This window comes from Pedobacter sp. GSP4, from assembly GCF_051857575.1.
GTDB lineage: Bacteria > Bacteroidota > Bacteroidia > Sphingobacteriales > Sphingobacteriaceae > Pedobacter.
Genome location: NZ_JBPZIR010000002.1, coordinates 720,879 through 742,710, shown reverse-complemented (window position 1 = coordinate 742,710; position 21,832 = coordinate 720,879). Strand labels below are relative to the sequence as shown.

At 40.0% G+C, this 21,832-nt stretch carries 17 protein-coding genes; 7 read left to right on the top strand and 10 right to left on the bottom strand.

From position 1 onward, the window contains the following. Positions 1–79 precede the first annotated feature (79 nt). The 4 genes from ACS5PU_RS06685 to ACS5PU_RS06670 all read right to left on the bottom strand — a co-directional run bounded on the left by ACS5PU_RS06685 (position 80) and on the right by ACS5PU_RS06670 (position 3,702). Entirely contained in the window at positions 80–808 is a 729-nt protein-coding gene (locus ACS5PU_RS06685) for an esterase family protein (RefSeq protein ID WP_439458502.1), read from the bottom strand. Positions 809–874: 66 nt separating this feature from the next. Beyond that, the gene (locus tag ACS5PU_RS06680) at positions 875–1,462 is read right to left on the bottom strand and encodes an SGNH/GDSL hydrolase family protein (RefSeq protein WP_439458501.1); all 588 of its coding nucleotides are present in this window, start codon (positions 1,460–1,462) and stop codon (positions 875–877) included. Positions 1,463–2,065: 603 nt separating this feature from the next. After that, positions 2,066–3,175 carry a fatty acid desaturase family protein gene (locus ACS5PU_RS06675; RefSeq protein WP_439458500.1) on the bottom strand — a complete coding sequence of 370 codons (1,110 nt, stop codon included), beginning with the start codon at positions 3,173–3,175 and terminating at the stop codon, positions 2,066–2,068. Positions 3,176–3,534: 359 nt separating this feature from the next. Beyond that, a complete protein-coding gene (locus ACS5PU_RS06670; RefSeq protein ID WP_439458499.1) occupies positions 3,535–3,702 on the bottom strand; it encodes a hypothetical protein in 168 nt (55 codons plus the stop codon). Positions 3,703–4,133: 431 nt separating this feature from the next. Between ACS5PU_RS06670 and ACS5PU_RS06665 the strand changes: the two genes are divergently transcribed. From ACS5PU_RS06665 to cysM, 4 genes are all read left to right on the top strand, one after another. Continuing rightward, on the top strand, positions 4,134–6,743 hold the full coding sequence (locus ACS5PU_RS06665; RefSeq protein ID WP_439458498.1) for a DUF7133 domain-containing protein: 2,610 nt from the start codon (positions 4,134–4,136) through the stop codon (positions 6,741–6,743). Positions 6,744–6,793: 50 nt separating this feature from the next. Continuing rightward, positions 6,794–8,632, top strand: coding sequence for a heparinase II/III domain-containing protein (locus ACS5PU_RS06660; protein ID WP_439458497.1), 1,839 nt, complete (start codon positions 6,794–6,796; stop codon positions 8,630–8,632). A 177-nt stretch (positions 8,633–8,809) separates the two neighbouring features. After that, complete coding sequence (gene epsC / locus ACS5PU_RS06655) at positions 8,810–9,622, top strand: serine O-acetyltransferase EpsC (RefSeq protein ID WP_439458496.1); 813 nt, start codon at positions 8,810–8,812, stop codon at positions 9,620–9,622. Positions 9,623–9,639: 17 nt separating this feature from the next. Continuing rightward, positions 9,640–10,512: a cysteine synthase CysM gene (gene cysM, locus ACS5PU_RS06650; RefSeq protein WP_439458495.1), complete on the top strand. Its 873-nt coding sequence runs from the start codon at positions 9,640–9,642 to the stop codon at positions 10,510–10,512. A 34-nt stretch (positions 10,513–10,546) separates the two neighbouring features. On the opposite strand, the gene ACS5PU_RS06645 is transcribed toward cysM, so the two are convergent. The 3 genes from ACS5PU_RS06645 to ACS5PU_RS06635 all read right to left on the bottom strand — a co-directional run bounded on the left by ACS5PU_RS06645 (position 10,547) and on the right by ACS5PU_RS06635 (position 13,397). Further along, entirely contained in the window at positions 10,547–10,924 is a 378-nt protein-coding gene (locus ACS5PU_RS06645; protein WP_439458494.1) for a response regulator transcription factor, read from the bottom strand. A 24-nt stretch (positions 10,925–10,948) separates the two neighbouring features. Next, positions 10,949–11,266: a hypothetical protein gene (locus ACS5PU_RS06640; RefSeq protein WP_439458493.1), complete on the bottom strand. Its 318-nt coding sequence runs from the start codon at positions 11,264–11,266 to the stop codon at positions 10,949–10,951. Positions 11,267–11,810: 544 nt separating this feature from the next. Further along, on the bottom strand, positions 11,811–13,397 hold the full coding sequence (locus tag ACS5PU_RS06635) for a 7TM diverse intracellular signaling domain-containing protein (protein ID WP_439458492.1): 1,587 nt from the start codon (positions 13,395–13,397) through the stop codon (positions 11,811–11,813). Positions 13,398–13,553: 156 nt separating this feature from the next. On the opposite strand from ACS5PU_RS06635, the gene ACS5PU_RS06630 reads away from it, so the two are divergent. Together ACS5PU_RS06630 and ACS5PU_RS06625 are read left to right on the top strand one after the other, a co-directional pair. Beyond that, a complete protein-coding gene (locus ACS5PU_RS06630) occupies positions 13,554–15,167 on the top strand; it encodes a Na+/H+ antiporter (RefSeq protein WP_439458491.1) in 1,614 nt (537 codons plus the stop codon). Between the two features lie 101 nt (positions 15,168–15,268). Next, a complete protein-coding gene (locus tag ACS5PU_RS06625) occupies positions 15,269–16,564 on the top strand; it encodes an ATP-binding protein (protein WP_439458490.1) in 1,296 nt (431 codons plus the stop codon). Positions 16,565–17,110: 546 nt separating this feature from the next. Here ACS5PU_RS06625 and ACS5PU_RS06620 read toward each other — a convergent pair. Beyond that, positions 17,111–17,338 (bottom strand): helix-turn-helix domain-containing protein, encoded by a 228-nt coding sequence (locus ACS5PU_RS06620; RefSeq protein WP_439458489.1) that lies wholly within the window; start codon positions 17,336–17,338, stop codon positions 17,111–17,113. 326 nt (positions 17,339–17,664) lie between these two features. On the opposite strand from ACS5PU_RS06620, the gene ACS5PU_RS06615 reads away from it, so the two are divergent. Next, positions 17,665–20,226 (top strand): M1 family metallopeptidase, encoded by a 2,562-nt coding sequence (locus tag ACS5PU_RS06615; protein WP_439458488.1) that lies wholly within the window; start codon positions 17,665–17,667, stop codon positions 20,224–20,226. 152 nt (positions 20,227–20,378) lie between these two features. Here the strand turns inward: ACS5PU_RS06615 and ACS5PU_RS06610 are convergent, their stop codons facing one another. Next, positions 20,379–20,513, bottom strand: a complete 135-nt coding sequence (locus ACS5PU_RS06610; protein WP_439458487.1) for a hypothetical protein — start codon at positions 20,511–20,513, stop codon at positions 20,379–20,381. 246 nt (positions 20,514–20,759) lie between these two features. Further along, entirely contained in the window at positions 20,760–21,830 is a 1,071-nt protein-coding gene (locus tag ACS5PU_RS06605) for an aminotransferase class V-fold PLP-dependent enzyme (RefSeq protein WP_439458486.1), read from the bottom strand. Positions 21,831–21,832: the final 2 nt, after the last annotated feature.

The following is a 21,832-nucleotide window of genomic DNA, read 5'->3' as shown; positions in this document are numbered from 1 at the left end:
GAAGATATAAGAAACATGGCTATTCGGTGCGATTATGCCAAAGGCCCACTAGCTCGAAAGATGAAGTATCCAAAGTGGTTTAAATGTAGATGGGAGCCATTTTGCGCCAGTAGTGTGGCCGATGAGCATTACTTTCCCAGGTGTGGAACTGGTTCGGAATGCCTTTTTCCCACAAAAGACTACTGAGGTGTTGGTTGCCACTTAAAAAAGGATCCGTTTCGCCCACAGCCAGGATAATTTCCATATTCCTTACTGCTGATAATAAGCTATCATCGTTCAGGTTGGCAATGTACTGAGCAGGCATATTAAAATACACTTTTTCATCATGAAATCCGTTTAACAGATCCCTGAAATCGCCAATGCTATCCGTAAGATCATATCTTCCGCTAATACCCACCGCCTTTTTAAATAACCAGGGATATTTCATGGCTAAGTTAATGGCATGGTAGGCACCCATGCTACAGCCTGCCGTTTCAACGTAATTGCCATCGTTTTTTTGGTAAATGAGCGGCATTACCTCTTCTAAAAGATACTTTTCGTATTGGAGGTGCCGTTCAATCCTCACGGATGGAAAAACACTTTCATTATAAAAACTTTCGCCATCAATACTGTCCACACAAAAAAGCTGAAGTTCACCGTTTTCTATCTGGCTGTTTAAAGAAGCAATGATCCCCCAGTTTTCATAATCATAAAATCGGGCCATCCTGGTGGGGAAAAAAAGAACCGCTCTTCCGCCGTGGCCAAAAACCAGCAGTTCCATGTCTCTTTGCAGATTATGGCTAAACCATTTGTGGTATTCCCTGTTCATTGCATCAATTCTTTTTACCGAAAATTAACGCTCCGATATTATCAGTATATTAATTAATGGTAATGATTAACCTAATTTTTCGCTAACAACCTGGGCCCATAGGCGATAACCTGCTTCACTTAAATGTAAGCCATCACCATCATATAAACTAGGGTCGGGCTGACCGGATTTATCGAGCATTTTTTTAAATACATCTATAAATTTCCAGTTGCCATTCTGTTTTATAATCTCGCTTTCAATCAGGTTATTCGTATACCTAAACTGATCGGCCATATGCCAGCGTGTTAGACTTGGTTTTAGTGAAATAAAATAACAGGGCAGTGCTCCGAACCTTAAATTCGCCTTAACCATCAATTGCTGAAAAAAGATAAAAATTTCTTCCGGGTTCCGTCCATCGCCCAGATCGTTATCACCTGCATACACCACAAGCGATTTAGGGCGGTAATCGGTCATAATCCTTTCGAAAAACCATACGCATGCGGCAAGTGTTGAGCCTCCAAAACCTAAATTGGTTACTTTCGAATGTGGAAAATCATCTTCGAGGCTATTCCATAAACGTATAGAAGAGCTTCCATAAAAAACAATACCAGGATGCTCCCGGTCTAAGCGGTGCGTTTTTTCCAATTGTTTAACCTCTTCTTCGTACCAGTACATGTGCTAAAGATATAAAGATCTGTCAGTTCAAGAAATGGATTGTATGTTAAGTTTGTGTGAAGTGGTATCGTTCATTGGTCAATGGTTCATTAGTCATTAGTCATTAGTCAATGGTTGATAGTTTATGGCTAAGTGATCTAGAATCGGCCCAGCCTTAATGTTCTTAACTCCTTAATAGTAGTAGACTTGTGGTTAATCGGTTAACTGTTTAAATTGGTTAATGGACAGATAGCTACTAAGCCTTAATCTTCTTAACTCCTTAATGGTAGTAGACTTGTGGTTAATCGGTTAACTGTTTAAACTGGTTAATTGACAGATAACTGCTAAGCCTTAATCTTCTTAACTCCTTAATGGTGATAGACTTGTGGTTAATCGGTTAACTGTTTAAACTGGTTAATTGACAGATAACTGCTAAGCCTTAATCATCTTAACTCCTTAATGGTAGTAGACTTGTGCTTAATCGGTTAACTGTTTAAACTGGTTAATTGACAGATAGCTGCTATGCCTTAATGTCCTTAACTCCTTAATGGTAGTAGACTTGTGGTTAATCGGTTAACTGTTTAAACTGGTTAATTGACAGATAGCTACTATGCCTTAATGTCCTTAACTTATTAATGGTAAACCAACCACTTCCTGATGAGCCCTTCCCATTTTCTTCAATATCCGGTAATGCGAGCGGAGTGCCGATAAGAAAGTCGTGTTTTCATGGTAAGGCAAACCAAATTCAAGTGCGCTCTGCTTAACAATGGCCGATATTCTTCCATAATGTACATGGCAAATCTTGGGGAAAAGATGATGTTCAATCTGTCGGTTTAAGCCACCCAGAAAAAAGGCCGATATAGGGCACTGAGTAGCGAAATTCGCCGTGGTACGCATCTGATGTTCTGCCCAGGCCTCTTCCATATTGCCTTCTGCATTGGTTGAGGGAAAAGTGGTTCCTTCAACAACATGTGCCAACTGGAAAACAAGTCCCATGGTTAAGCCCTGAGCCATGTGTAGGATGACAAAGCCAATTGCAACCTGCCACCAAGGTAACGGCATAACCAATATAGGTAAGCCAATAAAAATGAAATAGTAAATAAATTTGTAGAAAAACAGGTTAAAATATTCAACCTTAGGATGTTTGTTCTGGCAGGCACCAACACTTTTTTGGAAAAACTTTTTATAATCTTTACGGAACACCCACGATAGCGAGGCCAAACTATACAGAGGAAAAGCATACCATTGCTGAAAACGGTGGTGTGGCTTCAGTTCATCAACCGTGCAGATGCGGATCAGGCCTGGTGCCACTTCAATATCCTCATCATGCCCGGGTATATTGGTGTACGTATGGTGTACAACATTGTGGGTAATATTCCAAACATATGGGTTAGCCCCAACCAGATTAAACAGGAAACTAAAGAAAGAATTGACGCGTTTAGAATTCGAAAACGAACCATGAATGGCATCGTGACAGATATTGAAACCAATAAATGCACAAACTGCACCTAACATAACAGTTAAAACCGAGATAAAAATTAGGTGGGAGGGAAGCAGCAGTATACTAAAGTAAAGCACCAGAAATAAAGCCAGAAAAAGACAGGCCTTGAACCACATTAAGCCATTCGCGTTGGTGCTTAGATTGTTTTCTTTAAAGTCGTTGTTTACCCTTCTGCGAACCTCAGAGTAAAAAGTTGTTCCCGGTAAGCATGGGAATTTTGCTTTTGATTTCATGATCTTGTGCTCTTATCTACCCCATGTACGAGGTCGATACTCCAAGTTCATTAAGCTTTTTTTTAAAAAGACCAATCGGCCTTCATACTAATATAAACGTAAAGCCACTAGCTTTAGTTTTCTGCGAAGATAATAAGATTAACCCATGCTACAGGTGCCTAAATGTTAAATAATCATAAAGTTAAATTAGTAACCTTGGTTTTGGCAGCTTATGGCGTTAGCTATCGGTTATAAAGCAATACGAAAAAATGCGAGTAGAGCCTTTGGCAGAAGTTATGGGCAGTAAGTTCAAAAGGTAAGGGCGCTCACTTTCAGCACGAAATAAAATGACGCGGTGTATAAAGCTCAACTAAAACAGACTACTCGCTGTAGTTCCTCTTGTTTGCATAAATGTGGTACCAAATGTACAGTAACCATATTAATATCACAGTGCTATAAACCAATTCTGAATCAAATGCACCATCAATACTTAATAAAGCAATAGAAGAGATCAGGGCAGTCAAGAAGAAATAAAATATATTTTTCATAACGTACTGATTTAATGAATATTGAATGATTAAATATATGCTATTTTTTTGTAAAAATCAAATAATCAATAGGTTAATTTATTATTTTGCAGTGATTAAGACATTTTATTGACTGTTTACCTTGTTTTATCGTTCTATTGTAGTGTTAGTGTTGATTTTGAATTTTTTTTAACCATATTTTTATCTATTTCGGTTAGGTGTGGAAATAAATACGGCTTAAAACAATATTATAATTGATAATTTCAGATTGGTTAACAATTATTTAATGGATTTGATAAAATCTGTAGCCTTTAGCGTATAATTGCTTAACAATAAACTCTAGCCGTATTTCATATAAGTAGTTAAGATTTAAATGTAATAGCACAAAATTGTGGCAAAAGTTAATTTGTATTTTTTTGTAAGTTTACCGTTCAACACAAACAACGCACACAATGATTAAATTTTCTTTAAGCTTAATTTATTTATCCTTAATTTTTCTGGGCTTCAAAACCCTGTTTAACGAACCACAGCCCAAACCAGCTACCCCAGCTGAATTGACCATTACCAATTTCGCCGGTCCAGATGTTACGCCAAGCCCAGCCTGTTTAGCAGTTGCCCCAACAGGCGAAGTTTACGTAGGCGTTGATATGATCGGTTCTTTAGGTAAAGATCCCGGTAAAGGCCATATCCTTAAATTAATAGATAAGGATAACGATGGTAAAATGGACCAGCACATTGATTTTGCCGCTGTAGATAACCCTCGGGGGATTATTGTTCAGGGCAACCAGGTTTTTGTACTGCACACAACTTTTTCAAAAGAAACCGGTAAGGCCACTGGCATGAACCTCGTGGTTTTTGAAGACAAGGATGGAGATGGCAAAGCCGATGGTCCCGAAAAACCATTGATCGAACACATTAGTAACGAAAAATACATCCGCGAACGCGGTACCGACCATGCAACCAACGGCATTAGAATGGGAATTGATGGATGGATCTATATCTCGGTAGGAGATTTTGGCTTTCATGATGCCATAGACCGTTCAGGCAAAAAACTGACCATGTTGGGTGGAGGTATCGTTCGGGTACGTCCTGATGGAACCGAAATGGAAATATTTACACATGGAACACGTAACGTATATGATGTGGCTATTGATCCATTGATGAATGTTTTTACCCGCGAAAATACCAATGATGGTGGAGGATGGAATGTACGCTTCTCACACCACATCCAATCTGGAGAATACGGTTATCCGGTTTTATTCCAGAATTTTACAGATGAAATTATTCCAGCCTTAGCCGATCTTGGTGGAGGATCTGGTACAGGTGCGCTGTTTATGGACGAGCCAAACTGGCCTGCACAATATAACCATGTACCAATGATGGCCGATTGGGGCCGAAGCATGCTCTACATCCATAGGGTTACTGCCGATGGACCAACCTTTACTCAAAAGGACGAAGAATTTATTAAACTTCCCCAAATTACTGATCTAGATGTAGATGGTTCTGGAAGACTTTATTTATCGGCCTGGGATGGTGCAGGTTACTCAGGTAGCCCGGATAAAGGTTACATTGTTCGTGCAGTGCCGAACGATTGGAAATACAAAGCCTTTCCTGATGTTAAAAAGCTATCTGTAAAAAAATTAACAGAACTGCTTAAATCGAATAGCGCAGTTGGCCGTCTTTCAGCCTCACAAGAATTGGTTGCCCGTAGCAGTAAACAGGCAATTGATGCTGCTTTAAAAACAGCTTCCGACCAGGCTTTGCCGCTTGAAGTACGTGTTGCCGGGATATATACTTACGCCCAACTGGCCAAAGCTAATGGTACAGCAGCTTTGTTAGAACTGGCGAAAGACAATACAGTGAAAGAATTTGCTTTAAAGGCATTAACCGACCGTAAAATTTATCTGGCCAATGTACCAATTGAACCCTTTGTACAAGGACTTCAAGATGCTTCTCCGCGCGTACATGCTGTTTCAATTATTGCATTAAACCGCTTAGGGAAAGTAGATGAAGCAGCAAAGGTACTTTTAGCTACTAAAGTTCCAGCTTCTTTTACTGCACCTGCAAAAGGGACAGAAGGACCTCATGCTACACCAAATGCAGATATTATTTTGCCACATTTAGCTGTTAGGGCTTTGGTAGATCTGCACGCTACCGATGCAACTGTGGCTGCCATTCAAACCGAAAATGCCGACCTTGCTCTATGGGCCTTACGTTATATGCACAATGCTAAGGCGGTAAATGGATTAATTGATAATTATAAAACAGCCAAGGATGAGAAACTGAAAAAACAGATACTCATTACATTGGCCCGTTTGTACAAAAAAGAGATAGCCTACGATGCCACTTGGTGGTGGGGTACCCGTCCAGACTCACACGGCCCTTACTTTAAAGCGGTTAACTGGGAAGAATCGCCGGTAATAGAAAAGTTTTTAAAAGAAGAAGCCCTTAAACTGGGTGCCAAAGAAAAACAGTTTTTTGTTGATTTAAATTCGCGCCACAGAATGGATATCGCCGAATTTGCTGAAGAAGAAAAAATTGCGGCCGCTGAAGAACCTAAAATTGACCTTGAAAAAATCAAGAACCAAAAAGGACAGGTAGGTAAATCATCCATAGAAGATGTATTGCTTGCCATTAATAAACTGCCAGGAAATCCGGTTAAAGGAAGAACAATTTTTAATAACCAGGGATGCATTGCCTGCCATAGTTTAAATAAAACCGATAAAATGAAAGGTCCTTTTATGGGGCAGATCGGTTCGATCATGAACCGCGAGCAGATTGCCGAATCGATTTTAAAACCGAATGCTTCTATATCGCAGGGCTTTGCTTCTGTAATGATCAGTGCAAAAGGTGATAAAACGTACATGGGCTTCGTTCAAGAAGAAACTGCTGCCAAAGTGGTATTGCGTAACATTGCCGGTGAAGTTTTTACCATTAAAACCGGAGATATCCTTTCGCGTAAAGAATTGGAAAACTCCATGATGCCAGAAGGTTTGGCCAACTCTTTATCTTATGAAGAGCTTGCCTCATTGGTTACTTTCCTTTCTGAACAGAAAAAATAATTCAGGTGATTCAAAAAAGGTCATTTATAACAATTTTATGTCTGATAGCCATGCTTCTTTACAGGGGCGTGGCTATTGGGCAAATTACTGCAATCGATTCTTTATACAAACTTCCTGATCATCCCCGCTTGCTGATCTCGGCGGCTAAAGAAAAACAGATTGTAGCAGGTGTAAATGCCGACACAGGTTTAAGGCAAATCCATCAGGCTATACTTTCGGGAGCTGGTAAAATGTTAAACCAGCCAGTGTTAGAAAGGGTTATGATCGGCAAACGATTACTGGATGTATCCAGAGAAGCCCTAAAAAGAATTTACTACCTGGCTTATGCTTACAGGATTACCCACGATAAAAAATACCTGCAAAGGGCAGAGCAGGAAATGCTGGCTGTTTCTGCCTTTAAAGATTGGAACCCAAATCATTTTCTAGATGTTGGCGAAATGACATTGGCTTTAGCTATCGGTTACGATTGGCTTTACCATGATTTAGCTTTAGCAACACGCAATACAGTATCACTAGCCATTTTGGAGAAAGGTATAATGCCCTCAATGGATAAACGGTATAACAACTGGCTTAACATTACCAATAATTGGAACCAGGTATGCAATGCAGGTATTACCTTTGGTGCAATAGCTACTTTCGAATCTCACCCGGCACTTTCGGCTTCATTGGTTAACAGGGCTATTAAAAGTGTAGTATTACCGATGAAACAATATGCACCTGATGGTGCCTATCCGGAAGGCTATGCTTATTGGGAGTATGGAACTTCTTTTAACGTGATGTTGGTCAGCGCACTGGAAAGTGTATTTAAACAGGATTTTGACTTGAGCAGCCAGCCAGGTTTTTTGAAAACTGCCGCATACATGGTAAATATGACAGGCCCATCCGGTAAGCCTTTTAATTATTCGGATAGCAGGGCTGTAGCAGAGTTTAATCCCGCACTTTTTTGGTTTGCCTCGAAATTAAAAGATCCCTCAATACTGTGGGTAAGCAAAAAGCAGATTAACGATCATAAACTCTTAAATAATCGCTTATTGCCATCGGCTATGTTATGGGCCAATGGAATATCATTTAATCAGGTTCAACCGCCTAAAGTTACCTTTTGGAGTGGAAATGGTACTACACCAGTAGCACTGATGCGAGGCTCTTGGACCGACCCTATGGCTACTTTTGTTGGCTTTAAAGGAGGCTCGCCAGCTACAAGTCATGCACACATGGATGTGGGTTCCTTTGTAATGGAATCGCAGGGCGTACGATGGGCTATGGATCTGGGCATGCAAGAGTATGAATCTCTAGAATCAAAAGGGATCGATTTATGGAACAGTAAGCAAGATGCCCAACGCTGGAAAATATTCAGGTACAATAATCTGGCGCACAATACCCTCTCGGTAGACAGTACTTTTCAGCTGGTTAGCGGAAAGGCAAATTTTCAAAGCAGCTCCAATAACAGTAAATTTATGAATGCTGTAGTTGATATGAGCACGCTTTATGCCGGTAAACTCAAAAAATCGCAGAGGGGTGTGGCACTCATCAATAAAAATACAGTGTTTATACGCGATGAAGTAGAAGCAGGAGATCAGGATATTGCCTTACGCTGGTCGATGGTTACACCTGCGGCCTTGAAAGTGTTAAATGCGCATACCATCGAATTGAATAGTGAAGGCAAAAAATGTTACTTGTTTATCGAAACTGATGGTGAAATCGAATTTAAACAATGGCCAACCGCTCCAGTTACTGCTTATGATGCTCCAAACCCGGGAACCACTATTATCGGTTTTACTACTCAGGTTAAGGCTAACAGCAGTAAAAACATATCAGTTTTTTTAACGACAGAAAAACCTTTGGTTAAAAAGCTTCCAACAACCGATCTTGCCAAATGGCCTAAAAACTAATTTCTAAATACTATATTCCTCATAGTTTTATGGCAGGCATTGAACTTATTGTTAGAATAAGGCAATTTTTGCAATAAAAATGTTTTATAAGTTCTGGTTTATAAAAACAAAACTTAGATTAGCGATTAAATCTATATATCTAGTCGATGAGCAGATCGGCCGGGTAACACCACCATTATGGATAACCATTTTTTTGAGTATATTTTTAAAAAACCACTCGAGCAACCCAATATTCCACCCAACGAAGTCATATCGAATTGGGCAGAAAAACTGATTAAGGTAATTTTTCCGGAAAATGCCGGACAGGCCTTTGCCGATATTTCGGAGGTAAAACAATATGTATCTAGTCTTGAACTCGAGCTTTTTATCATCATATCGGCCAGTTGCAAACTCAAAAACAGCGAATGCAAAAATGTTGCAGCCGATTTTTTTGCGAACCTGCCCGAACTTTACCGCGTTCTCAACACCGATATTGCTGCCATATATGAAGGCGATCCGGCGGCACAGAGCAGGTTCGAAGTAATCAGAACCTATCCGGGTTTTTATGCCATCTGCTTCTACCGGATTGCACATTTGCTTTATAACTTCAATATACCGCTGGTTCCACGCATACTTACCGAGCATGCACATTCAAAAACTGGAATCGATATCCATCCTGCAGCCAGTATTGGCGAATATTTTTATATCGACCACGGCACCGGAATTGTAGTTGGCGAAACCAGTATCATTGGCCAGTATGTTAAACTATATCAGGGGGTAACCCTGGGCGCCTTAAGTGTTAATAAAGTGCTTGCCGGGAGCAAAAGGCATCCAACGGTAGAAGACCGGGTAGTTATTTACTCGGGTGCAACCATTTTAGGCGGCGAAACGGTTATTGGGCACGACAGTATAATAGGTGGAAATGTATGGCTTACCGATAGCATTGCACCTTTTTCTACGGCCTATCATTCGCCAGTAATTACCATCAGAAACCACAAAGAAACACGTTAAAATATATAATAATTAGTATGGCAGGAATAATCGATCTGATCGGAAACACGCCAATGGCCGAACTTCAAAAGCTGAATATCAATCCGGCAGTAAAGATTTTTGCCAAATTGGAAGGCAATAACCCCGGTGGAAGTGTGAAAGATAGGGCTTCGCTTAACATGATCAGGAGTGCAATAGAGCGCGGCCAGATTACACCGGAAACCAAATTGGTAGAAGCTACCAGTGGCAACACAGGCATTGCACTGGCCATGATTGCAAGCCTATATGGTTTGGAAATAGAGCTGGTAATGCCGGCAAACTCTACCCGCGAACGCAAAGTAACCATGGAGGCTTTTGGCGCCAAGGTAACCTTGTTAGAAAGCATTGAAGTATGCCGCGATTACGCAGAAGAAAAAGGTGTTTCTAAAGGATATTTCTTATTGAACCAGTTTTCAAATCCTGACAACTACCTGGCTCATTATAAAACTACCGGACCTGAAATATGGAAGGATACCGATGGGCAGATTACCCATTTTGTAAGTTCAATGGGTACTACAGGTACCATTATGGGCTGTTCGAGGTTTTTAAAAGAAAAAAATGAGGCCATTCAGATTGTGGGCTGCCAGCCCACCGAAGGTTCGTCTATTCCGGGTATTAGGCGCTGGCCACAGGAATATCTGCCGAAAATTTTCGAGGCAGAACGGGTAGACCGGATAATGGATATTGCAGAAGCAGATGCAACCCTAATGTCGAGAAGAATGGCCAAAGAAGAAGGCCTTTTTGCCGGTATGAGTTCTGGAGGCGCTTGTGCAGCTGCCTTGAAACTTGCAGGCGAATTGGATAAAGGTGTTATTGTATTTATAGCCTGCGACCGTGGAGACCGTTACCTGAGCAGCGAGCTTTTTGGATAAATAAATTATTACACAGGTAAATTAGCCCATTTAGCTAATCTACCTGTGTTCTTTTGGCAACAAGCAATCTAACCTTTTCCACTATGGTTTCCATTTCAAAAGGTTTTTCCATGTAGTCATCACAATGTGTAGTTAAAAAGCTTTCGTTGGTTAAACCGATGCGCGATGACATAATCAGTAACGGGATTGCAGCATGTATGGATAGCTTTAATTCTCGGCATATTGCCCTACCATCATTAAACCCCAGCAAAACATCAATTAAAATAACATCTGGCTGAAAAGAATTTACCTTGGCATGCAGATGAGTGGCACCCGAAAGCGCCAGTACCAAATAACCCTCAAATTCGAAAATCATTTTAAGGGCATCAAGAGTTGCAGGATGATCATCAATGATCATAATCTTTGGAGGCATTGTGAAATTGCGTTTTGGTGAGCGTTAGCGCTGGCGGAGATTGCCCGTGTTCCTTTTTTTGATTAGGAAATCAATAATCTTTGAATCCGACCGGGTTAAGCTATCGAGCGAATTGCGCAGGCTTTGATTTACCAGACTGAGATTGGTAAACATAAGCCTGAGTTTTTCATTTTCATCTTTCAGTTCTAAAAGCTCATTCGCAATAGCTCCAAAATCTCTTATCCATCCGTTAAAGCAGTTTTTATCAATAGCCATTTCCGAATAGATTTCTTCAGGCTCTCTGCCATTGTAAAATTCCTGTATGCTGCGGATGATTTGAGCAGGCGTGTTATTCAGTTTCATAGTTTAATTAATATGCCGGCGTAGGGAAGTAGAACCGTCCCCTGTCCAAACTTCCCATAGCGCAGCATCTGTTATCATATTTAATTAAGGTAGGGACAAAGAAATGGTGGATTTAAGGGTTCTCAAAATTATTGTCTACGCAGTGATACGCAGTATTTTTAAAGGATTGATTTTCAGTGTGTAAAATAAAATCGGTGCTAATATTTATGCAGCTCTATATTGTTTTGGTTCAATTCGCGTTTTTTTAATAAACCATGCCAACAGTCGTGTAACAAATCATCCCGAATAAGACCGTTTCTGTTGACATGGTTAAATAATGGGTACTCCAAGACAAAAACATTACGCTTGTTTGGTTATAAAACGGTATCGCACCGCCTGTACTCCGATAAGCTATATGCAAAGAGGGTGCGGCAGGTGTTTTTGGTTACTACGCAATTATACGCATGCCTTTGTAAAGGGTTGTATCAAAGTGATTTAACTGCTGTTTCCTGTCTGTTGCTCAATAAACTAAGCTTTTTAAATCAGTAAATGTTTTGTATGCTATTTAGGACATTCTAGCTAAATTCAATATCCAGGTCTGCATGTTGGTTTCACCATCTATACCCAGTTTTTTGCGGATCCTGTATTTTCGGCTTTCAACTGCCCGCACGCTGATTTTACAGGTGCGGGCAATTTCTTTGGTATCGAAATTTAACCGCATATACGCACAAAGCTCCAGTTCGGCGGTTAAAAGAAGTGGCGAGCGCTTTAGCAATTCATCAATAAATACCGTTTCGGTTGCCCTAAACCTTTCCATAAAAGATGGGTCGCGGCTATGTGCCAGATCAGTAAGTTCTTTAAGCGATAAATAAGTGGCCGGTTTAATGGTTCTTTCCTGCAACTGTTTTTTATATCCTTCCATCTGCTCCTGTAAAATAATGCGCTGCCTGCGGAAATGCGCATTGTGCCGCGAAAGCAGTTTCAGCCGCTGTCCGAAAAGGCCCAAACTTATCATAACACCTTCGATTATCCCGGCAATGGTAAGCAAACTGAATGCATGAGACTGAAAAGGGATAATATCCATTAAACTCAGTACCAGATAAATGGAAACCAATGCAACAGGAATCCAGCCCAAAACATAAAAACTGATCAGTGGGGCTGTTTTGGAGTATCCGCGGATGATAATTACCTTAACGCTGCTCACCAGGAAAAGCGATGAGGTAAGAAAAAATAAGAACTGCGTTAATGCATTGGTCATGCTTCTGGCATCCCATAACGAGCAGACCAAGATTAAGGCCCATCCAATGGTAAGGATATTGAACACCTTATTCAGCAATGGAAGCCGCCTTTTTAGTTTTAAAAACCTGCTGTTAAATAGGATGGTGCAAATGTAGCCAAGGGCGATAAAAAAGTGCGCGTGTAAAAAGATAAACCTGGCAACAGTTGGCCCCAAGAAAAGCTCATAACCTTGTACGTAACATACCATTGCAATAAAATAGAGCAGGATTATCCTGGCAATATAAAGTGCAAAAAGCTTGCTGCGGGTAACAAAGAACATAAAAATGTGAAAAATTAAGATCATTACCGCAATACCTACATAAATAAGCTGTGCGCTGTATTCTTTAATTATAGCACGGTTCAGTACGGGTTCTGTTACCAGTTTTACAGGCACGAGTAAAGAATTCATGGTCTGCATTTTCAAATATATATCACTAATTGGCCCTTTTACCTGCTGTAATGGAAATACATAACCGGTACCCAATGGAGCATCATTTTTTTGAAGGCCAAGCATGCCCGAGCGCACCTGCCGTATCCGGCCAAGTGTATCGCGATAAAAGAGAGACAGCGAATCGATACTGGCATAATCGATAAACAGGTAGGGGATAGTTTGGGGCTTCCGGCTAAAGCGGAGTTTCATCCACCATACTTTTCCTTTGGTGCCACCATTAAAAATTGGCGATCTGCCCACCGTAAATTTCTCTGATCCGAACTTTTCTACCACCTCGAACGGGGTTTTGCCCGTACTATCCTGCCAAAAATACCCTGATTTCCCTAAATTACTAAAAGATTGTGCTTCAACACGGATAACCGGTTGGGCAATACATAGGCCGCTAACCACACAGAAAGCAACAACAATAAAAATGGCCTTCATTAATAAAACCAATGTAAAAGAATTGGGATGATCTATTACAAAGGAGAAATTATGGCTTTATAATAGAAAATCCAAATTTTATCTCAAAAAAGAACAAAGCATTTCAATTTGGCATTCAATTCAAAAATTGTATTTTAGAACCAAGCCCCATCCACTATGCACCAACAGATTATCCAGTACACTTTTTTGCTTGCCATTATACTTTTTATTGTAATGTTAGCGCAAAAAATACGTGTAGCTTACCCTATACTATTGGTTATTGCAGGGTTGGCACTCAGTTTTGTGCCCATACTCCAAAATATTGAGATAGAGCCCGAACTGATTTTTGTGATTTTCTTGCCTCCCTTACTTTACGAAGCGGCCTGGAATACCTCATGGAAAGATTTTTGGAAATGGCGCAGGGTTATTAGCAGTTTTGCCTTCCCGATTGTAATCCTTACCTCGAGTATTGTAGCTTTAATATCGTACAACTTAATTCCTGGTTTTACGCTGGCATTGGGGTTTTTGCTGGGCGGTATTATTTCTCCGCCGGATGCGGTATCCGCTTCGGCCATACTTAAAAATGTTAAAGTGCCCAAAAGGTTAACCACCATTTTAGAAGGAGAAAGTTTACTCAACGATGCATCCAGTTTGGTGGTTTTTAGGTTTGCGCTGGTTGCAGTAACTACCGGAAGTTTTGCATTTACCGAAGCCGCTGGCAACTTTGTACTGGTAATTACCATGGGTATTCTGATCGGTATCCTGGTTGCCCTTGTTTTTTACGCACTGCACAGGTGGTTGCCCACTACAACCAACATCGATATTATTTTAACCTTTTTAACACCCTATGCCATGTACATGGTGGCAGAAGAGTTTCATTTTTCGGGTGTGCTGGCAGTGGTAAGCGGTGGATTGTTCCTATCTGCACGTCGCGACCGTATTTTAACACACCGTAGCCGCCTACAGGCCATAAATGTTTGGGAAGCAGTAGCTTTTGTACTTAATGGCTTTGTTTTTTTGCTCATAGGTTTAGAATTTCCGGTAATTATTAATGGTTTAGGCAAAGAAGGCCTCATGCCTGCAATCCGCTATAGTTCTATTATTTGCCTGGTGCTCATTATAACCCGCTTGGCCAGTACGTACGGAGCCCTATATTTTACCCGTTTCATTAGCCGGTATATTACCACGGCAGATCCGCATCCTACATGGCATGCGCCCCTGCTTTTTGGCTGGGCCGGTATGCGCGGTGTGGTATCGTTGGCTGCGGCACTCTCTATTCCAATTGCTTTAAAATCGGGCGAGGCCTTTCCTCAGCGCAACCTCATCCTTTTTATTACTTTTAGTGTAATATTGGTTACCCTGGTGTTGCAGGGCTTAACGCTGCCGCCTTTAATTAAATGGGTAAATATGCCCGATCCTGATTATACCATTTCTTTTGAGCAGCAAAAACAGTTGGTAAGGAAAAAACTTTCGATGCTTTCGTTAAAAATACTGGATGAAAAGTACCATGAGGCACTAAGCCATAATGATATGATCAGATCAATCAAAATTCGGATAGAAGCAGAGATGGAACTATTGAGAGATTGGGAAAAGGAAGAAAATACCGCCAGGGCAGAAGAATTTTACCACGATTATAGGTTGGCACTGGAAGATATTATGGCCCAACAGCGGATTTTACTCAAAGGATTGAATAAAAAAGAGCAGATTAACGATCAATTGATTAAAGAACAGCTGGAGCTGCTCGATCTGGAAGAAGAAAAATTAAGAAGGCATTTTAGTCAGGCAGAGTAATTTAGATGGTTCCGTTTCATACCTCATGTTTAAAACTTATCGTTAGGCTGTAGCTGCCATCATAACGATTTAATGTTATATTTGCTAATTAAATTAGTAATATGTCGGTTAGTGTTAACATTACCTCCAAGGGTATTCAAAAGGTATTAAAAAATTATAATGAGAAGCAGGCCATTGCAGAATACATCTGGAATGGTTTTGATGCCAATGCCGATACCATTAAAATAGATTACGTGGCCAATGCACTTGGCCATTTAGAAAGTTTGGATATTGCCGATAATGGTTATGGAATAAACTTTGACCGTTTACAGCAGAAATTCGATCCATTTTTTGAATCGGAAAAGGCTATACAGATTGTTGCACCGAAGCATACCTCTAAAATGCATGGCCGTAACGGGGTAGGGAGGCTTACTTTCTTTACTTTTGCACACAATGCTACCTGGCGTACCACCTATCAGGCCGAAAATGGTTTTAGGCACGGTGAAATATACATCAGTACTGGTGGGCTTAACAATTATAACCACGATTTTACCGCGCTGCCAACCGCAAGAGGAAAAACTGGTACAGTGGTTTCTTTTACCAACCTGCGCATTTCGCAACAAGATTTCGACGAAACGGTACTGCCGTTTTTAATCAATGAATTTTGCTGGTTTATTGAACTGAATAAGCATAAAAATTATTCGGTTATTGTGAATGGCATGGCGCTGAACTTTAGCGATAATATGAAAAGCTCGGAAGAGTTTACGCTCTTTTACCCCGATACTTCAGTTCATTTTAAGATAAAATATGTGCACTGGAAAGATAACCTGCACAGAGAATTGTCTAAATACTATTTTTTAGCCGGCGGAGAAGAAGTGTATAAAGATTATACTACCCTGAATAAAAAAAGCGACGATTATTTCCACAGCATTTATATTGATAGCGATTTTTTCCATGATTTTGACTTTAAAAGTTTTGAGAGTGAAGGTCAGGTAGCCATATTTGGTGCGGCCAAATCATCTGCAGAATACCGTTTTTTAATTAAAGAGCTTACCGAATACCTAAAAAGTAAACGCAAACCTTTTTTAAAAGAGTATGCCAACCGATTGATAGAAACCTACGTGCAGGAAGATATATTTCCTGGCTATGCTACCGAAAGAGAAGCTGCAATTAGAAAACCTGAACTGGTTAAGCTGATCAAAGCCTTGTACGAGGTGGAGCCTAAGCTTTTTGGTAGCTTAAACACCGGTCAGAAGAAAACTTTGGTCAGATTACTGGATCTTTTGCTGCGCTCCGATCAGCGCGATCAGATTTTTGACCTCTTTAACGGGATGATTGAATTAGAGGTAGATGAGAAAGCCGAACTTGCTTTATTACTTAATAACCTGAGTTCGATTAATCAGAATACGAAAATTTAGGATGTTTTTTTGTTTGATAATGAATAGCTGGCTTTCTAGGGAAGAATGAGGTTAATAAAGATTTAGCTTCACTGAGCATTCGGGTTCTCGACTGCATTGCACCCTATAGCTATAGCTTTTCAGCCTGCGAAGCAATCTTATAACGATCGCTACCTCGCGTGTGCATTAAGATTGCTTCGTGCCTCGCAATGACGGGCAAATAAATTAAGCTGCATGGACAAAATGATTAAGCTGCATAATCAAAATGATTAAGCTGCATAATTAAAAATGCCACAGATGCACAGATTGAGATTCTTTACTAAAAAAGATTCTTCACTGCGTTCAGAATGACAATTAATGGACCTCGCTGTCATCCTAAGCTCAGCGAAAGGTCTTTTTCTTCAGATTATCGCCAATGCTACTCTGTGTACTCCGTGCTTTTTTCTTTGTGTACTTTGCGGTCATTAAGCATAAAATATTAATGGAACTCAGGTTAATAGAGTAACGCCGTGGGTAATTTATGTAGGGGGTTAAATTTTAAAAACTGAACTATTATAACCGGAGAGGCTATTCATAATCCAGTAAATCTTTAGGATGAACATCTAAAGCCTTTGCCAGTTCAAAAATAGTGGCAAGCTGAACATTAAATTTGCCATTTTCAATTTTCGAAATGTTACTGTCGTCTATTTCGCAGTTTCTTGCCATGGCACGAAGGCTCAATCCTTTTTGGTTCCTTATTTTTTTGAGATTAAAACCAAAATTTTCCTGAATTTTTGAGCCGTCTTTTTTGATCATTTAGCTTAAATATTAAGCGATCAAAGTCTTCAACTTATTTAAAATAATCGCGGTTGTTGGTTACCGCAATTTCATTTTCATTTCAAATGTCTGCTCCCATTCTTAGAAATTACAGCTTAATATTACCCCTTTTTAGAAAATCTTGCGATTTTGATATTATATAATCACTTTTACGGTTAAACTTTAAAGCAAATTCGCCATAAAAATTAAGATGGTTATATTAAGCCTTGTTCGGGAGATATACAGTACAAGATACAGTAGATTTCCCTTGGCAGCGAACTTAATGCAACCTTAATTATGATCAAGAGGCTTAAATAGCTGCTAGCATGAACTTTATGATTAGATATTTTTACTTTTTTTTATTATTATCTGCAACGGCTTTTGCACAGCAGAAACCTGGAACTGTTGCCGTTGAACCCGGTGTATCACTTGCTTTGGCCAACGCCAGAAGTGCAACCATTAGCAATATTCAATACCAGGTTCATTTTGTTGTTCCGGCTGAGAAAGATAGCTTAATTAAAGGGACAGAAAGCATCGGTTTCAGCTTGAGCAAAATACAAGGTCTACAGGTAGATTTTAAGCAGAATGCAAGCCATTTAAAGCAGGTTTTGGCCAATAACCAGGTGGTTCCTGTGCATTTTGAAAACGAGCATGTCGTAATAGCTGCCCAATATTTGCGGTTGGGCAATAACCGTATAACCTTTGAGTTTATTGCCGGTAACGAATCGCTAAACAGGAATAAGGATTTTTTATACGCACTTTTTGTTCCCGACCATGCAAGGTCTGTTTTTCCCTGCTTTGATCAGCCAGATTTAAAAGCGAGGTTTTTGCTTTCGCTTACCGTGCCGAACGATTGGAAAGTATTGGCAAATGCAAGCAAAAAAGATTCGTTGGTGAAGGGTAATGCCACCACCTATAATTTTAACAATTCGGATAAACTGCCTACCTACCTGTTCTCTTTTACCGCCGGAAAATATACCTACATCCATAAAAAAATAAGTAACCGTGGGATGGAATTTCTGCACCGCGAAACAGATTCAGCTAAAATTAAATTGAGTGTCGATTCGGTTTTTGCTGCGCATCAGCATGCGATTGATTTTCTAGAAAACTGGACTGCTATTCAATATCCTTTTCAAAAAATTGGCTTTGCCGCCATTCCCGATTTTCAGTTCGGGGGGATGGAGCACCCTGGCGAGGTGCAGTACAAATCATCCGATCTGTTTTTAGATGCAGGAGCCACAAAAGATCAGTTTATTTCACGTTCCAACCTAATTTCCCACGAAACCGCGCACATGTGGTTTGGCGATCTGGTTACCATGAAATGGTTTAATGATGTATGGATGAAAGAAGTGTTCGCCAATTTTATGGCCGATAAGGTAACCGAGAAATTAATGGGCAAAAATACATTTAACCTCAAATTTCTGCGCGATCATTATCCTGCGGCCTACGGTGTAGACAGGACTTTGGGTGCCAATCCCATTCGCCAACAGTTGGATAATTTGCAGGAAGCCGGATCTATGTACGGAAATATTATTTACCACAAGGCCCCGATAATGATGCGCCAGTTGGAACTGCTGATGGGGAAAACCGCCTTTCAAAATGGAATAAGGGTATACCTTAAAAAATATGCGTATAGTAATGCCACTTGGAATGATCTGATCACCATATTGAGTAATTATACCAAACAGGATCTTTATAACTGGAACAAAGTTTGGGTTAACCAGCCCGGCCGTCCGGTATTTGATTACAATATTCAATATAAGGATGGAAAAATAAGCCGTTTAGCCATCACCCAGCAAAGTGAAACGGGCGATAAACGCATTTGGCCGCAGGCTTTTACCCTTAAACTTTGTTACCCAGGCCATACCAAAGTGTTACTGGTAAATGCGGTTAATGCCACAACTGTTTTAACGCAAGCAAACGGACTTGCCAAACCGCAATACATCCTTTTTAATGCTAATGGCGAAGGTTACGGCGTATTTCCTGTTGATAAAATGATGATGGATAGGGTATATGCGCTCAATGATCCTTTGGAAAGAGCATCAGCCTATATTAATAGTTACGAAAATATGCTTTCGGGAAAAGGTTTTACGCCCAAGCAATTGTTGGAGATATACATTAAAGGTTTGGACATTGAAAACAATGAAATGAATTTGAGGTTAATTACCGGTTACTTAACAGGAATTTACTGGACCTTTTTAAAACAGGAGGAAAGAATGGCAACACATGCAAACCTGGAGCAATCTATTTGGGCTGCATTGCAAAAGCAAGAAATGCCAAATCAGAAAAAAATTCTTTTTAATGCCTATCAAAATACTTACCTCAGTGCAGGAGCAGCAAAGAAAATGTATGAAATATGGCAAAATCAATCGGCGCCTGAGGGCGTTAAGCTACAAGAAGATGACTACACTGCCTTGGCTTTAACCCTGGCCCTTAAAACCGATACGGCCAATACCATTTTAAAAACGCAGCTATCGCGCATCAACAACAACGACCGTAAAAATAGACTGATTTATTTAATGCCGGCACTATCTATTGATGTGAAAGAACGTGATGGCTTTTTTAACAGTTTAAAAGACCGCAAAAACAGGGCAAAAGAAGCCTGGACAACTACTGCCTTGGCTTATCTTCATCATCCCATAAGGCAGGCCAGTTCGTTTAGATACCTTGATGAAAGTTTAGCACTGCTACAGGAAATACAACAAACAGGAGATATTTTTTTCCCGCAATCGTGGCTGAGTGCAATATTTTCGAATTACAACAGCGCCGAGGCCAATGCAGTGGTGCAAAGGTTTTTAAAATCGCATCCCAATTACAACCCTAAACTGCGCGATAAGATTCTACAGACCACGGATAATCTGCGTAGGGCACAAGAAATTGTACATTAATGCTTTAGCCAAATTGCGCTTATGTATCATTATTTGTTACATAAAAGTATGGCCATAATTTATACTTTTGTGGCGAGAGCGTTAATTTAAATAGAAAGGGGTAAACATTAATTTGTTTGCCCTTTTCTTTTCGTTAAAAAATCATTCTGGCCCTAATTAAATGATGCTGTTTCGTTATTTAAATCTTCCAGTATGCTGTTTAAAAATGAAGCTCTTATATCCTCAATTGCAGTATCATCTTGGACGTAAACAGTAATGTTGGTGTTTTCTGTAGGTTGCGTGTGCATAAGGATATCGTTTAGTTAAATAATGTTTTCCTAATTATTTAACGCATATTTTTCAATATCGTTTGTAACAATATTATTTAATCTTTACGCATAACCTGATTTCGATTAACATTTTATTCGTATCTGCCAATTTTAGCCATTTCGTTTCGCCAGTTCCTCAGGCTGATCCGATGGCTATCGGATTTATTTCAGCGTCTTCCTAGTAGGTACATCCTAAACTACTATACATTTGAAAACAAAGTTTTTTTAATTTCGGTCTAAAATTTCTAAGAGGTGGTTTAAATCGGCTTCCGTGTTGTAATAGTGAAAAGAAATACGCGTGCCAGCACCTCTTGGTGAGCATAGTATCTTGGCATTAGCCAACTGCGCAACCTTTTTTTCATCCAAGGGCAAGCTCATAATGTTTGATTGATATTTTCTGTCCATTAACCAATCTGCAATCAGTCCACGTGAGTGTAGCGCCAGTCTTGCCTCATTGCTAAGCACTTTCGTAGTGTTTTCAATATGTTCGAAACCCAAGCTGCCCAGCGCGGTAAGGCTTTGGTTTAAGGTGCCAAAATTTAAGGTATCTAAATGGCCCGGTTCAAAATAAAGCGATAAGTGGTCCCTATCTTTTAAAAATGGAGCTGTAGGCAGCGGAGTCATTTTATTTTTGGTATAAAGTTTATCCTTTAGCTTATCAGAAAGAAAAACATATCCATTGCCATAACCGGCCAAAAGCCATTTATAACCGCTCCCAATTAAAGCATCCAATCCTGATTTTTCGAAGTCGAAAACCGTAGTACCGGTGAACTGGGTTCCATCACCAATTAATAACAGGTTGGGATAAGTGGTTTTTATTTTTTTGATAAATTCCTCGTCCATCCGTAAGCCGCCAATGTATTGTACCATGCTAAAGGCTAATACAGTGGGTTTAAAGTTTTCGATGGCCTTAATTATGTTGTTTTCCAAATCTGCATTAATCTGAACTGTTTGATACTCAAAACCCATGCTTATTACCGGAAAACTTACTGAAGGATATTCTTCTTCCAACAAAAGAAAGCGGTGACTTTTTTCTAAACCGTTCAATAAAGCATTAAAACCAATTGAAAAATTCTGTGTCAGGTAGGTGTTATCAGCTTTCGGACCAAAAAATGAAGACAGATTGTTTCGGAGGTTACCGATAATGTTGGCATTTTCTAGTCTGAAATTGCTGCCTCCTGCAATAAAAGCTTCATCGTGGGCGGTTCTCCATGCGGCTATTTCGGTTGATAAGATGCCTGAATTTGCGGTGTTAAGATAAGTATATGATTTTAGGATCGGGAAAGATAGGTTCATGA

Excerpts from the sequence above, each read along its gene's own strand:
- ACS5PU_RS06645 (WP_439458494.1), bottom strand. The coding sequence starts at position 10,924 with ATGCCTCCAAAGATTATGATCATTGATGATCATCCTGCAACTCTTGAT.
- ACS5PU_RS06620 (WP_439458489.1), bottom strand. The coding sequence starts at position 17,338 with ATGATCAAAAAAGACGGCTCAAAAATTCAGGAAAATTTTGGTTTTAAT.
- ACS5PU_RS06680 (WP_439458501.1), bottom strand. The coding sequence starts at position 1,462 with ATGTACTGGTACGAAGAAGAGGTTAAACAATTGGAAAAAACGCACCGC.
- ACS5PU_RS06630 (WP_439458491.1), top strand. The coding sequence starts at position 13,554 with ATGCACCAACAGATTATCCAGTACACTTTTTTGCTTGCCATTATACTT.
- ACS5PU_RS06670 (WP_439458499.1), bottom strand. The coding sequence starts at position 3,702 with ATGAAAAATATATTTTATTTCTTCTTGACTGCCCTGATCTCTTCTATT.
- ACS5PU_RS06615 (WP_439458488.1), top strand. The coding sequence starts at position 17,665 with ATGAACTTTATGATTAGATATTTTTACTTTTTTTTATTATTATCTGCA.
- ACS5PU_RS06660 (WP_439458497.1), top strand. The coding sequence starts at position 6,794 with ATGCTTCTTTACAGGGGCGTGGCTATTGGGCAAATTACTGCAATCGAT.
- ACS5PU_RS06675 (WP_439458500.1), bottom strand. The coding sequence starts at position 3,175 with ATGAAATCAAAAGCAAAATTCCCATGCTTACCGGGAACAACTTTTTAC.
- ACS5PU_RS06665 (WP_439458498.1), top strand. The coding sequence starts at position 4,134 with ATGATTAAATTTTCTTTAAGCTTAATTTATTTATCCTTAATTTTTCTG.
- cysM (WP_439458495.1), top strand. The coding sequence starts at position 9,640 with ATGGCAGGAATAATCGATCTGATCGGAAACACGCCAATGGCCGAACTT.
- ACS5PU_RS06610 (WP_439458487.1), bottom strand. The coding sequence starts at position 20,513 with ATGCACACGCAACCTACAGAAAACACCAACATTACTGTTTACGTCCAA.
- ACS5PU_RS06685 (WP_439458502.1), bottom strand. The coding sequence starts at position 808 with ATGAACAGGGAATACCACAAATGGTTTAGCCATAATCTGCAAAGAGAC.
- epsC (WP_439458496.1), top strand. The coding sequence starts at position 8,810 with ATGGATAACCATTTTTTTGAGTATATTTTTAAAAAACCACTCGAGCAA.
- ACS5PU_RS06640 (WP_439458493.1), bottom strand. The coding sequence starts at position 11,266 with ATGAAACTGAATAACACGCCTGCTCAAATCATCCGCAGCATACAGGAA.
- ACS5PU_RS06605 (WP_439458486.1), bottom strand. The coding sequence starts at position 21,830 with ATGAACCTATCTTTCCCGATCCTAAAATCATATACTTATCTTAACACC.
- ACS5PU_RS06625 (WP_439458490.1), top strand. The coding sequence starts at position 15,269 with ATGTCGGTTAGTGTTAACATTACCTCCAAGGGTATTCAAAAGGTATTA.
- ACS5PU_RS06635 (WP_439458492.1), bottom strand. The coding sequence starts at position 13,397 with ATGAAGGCCATTTTTATTGTTGTTGCTTTCTGTGTGGTTAGCGGCCTA.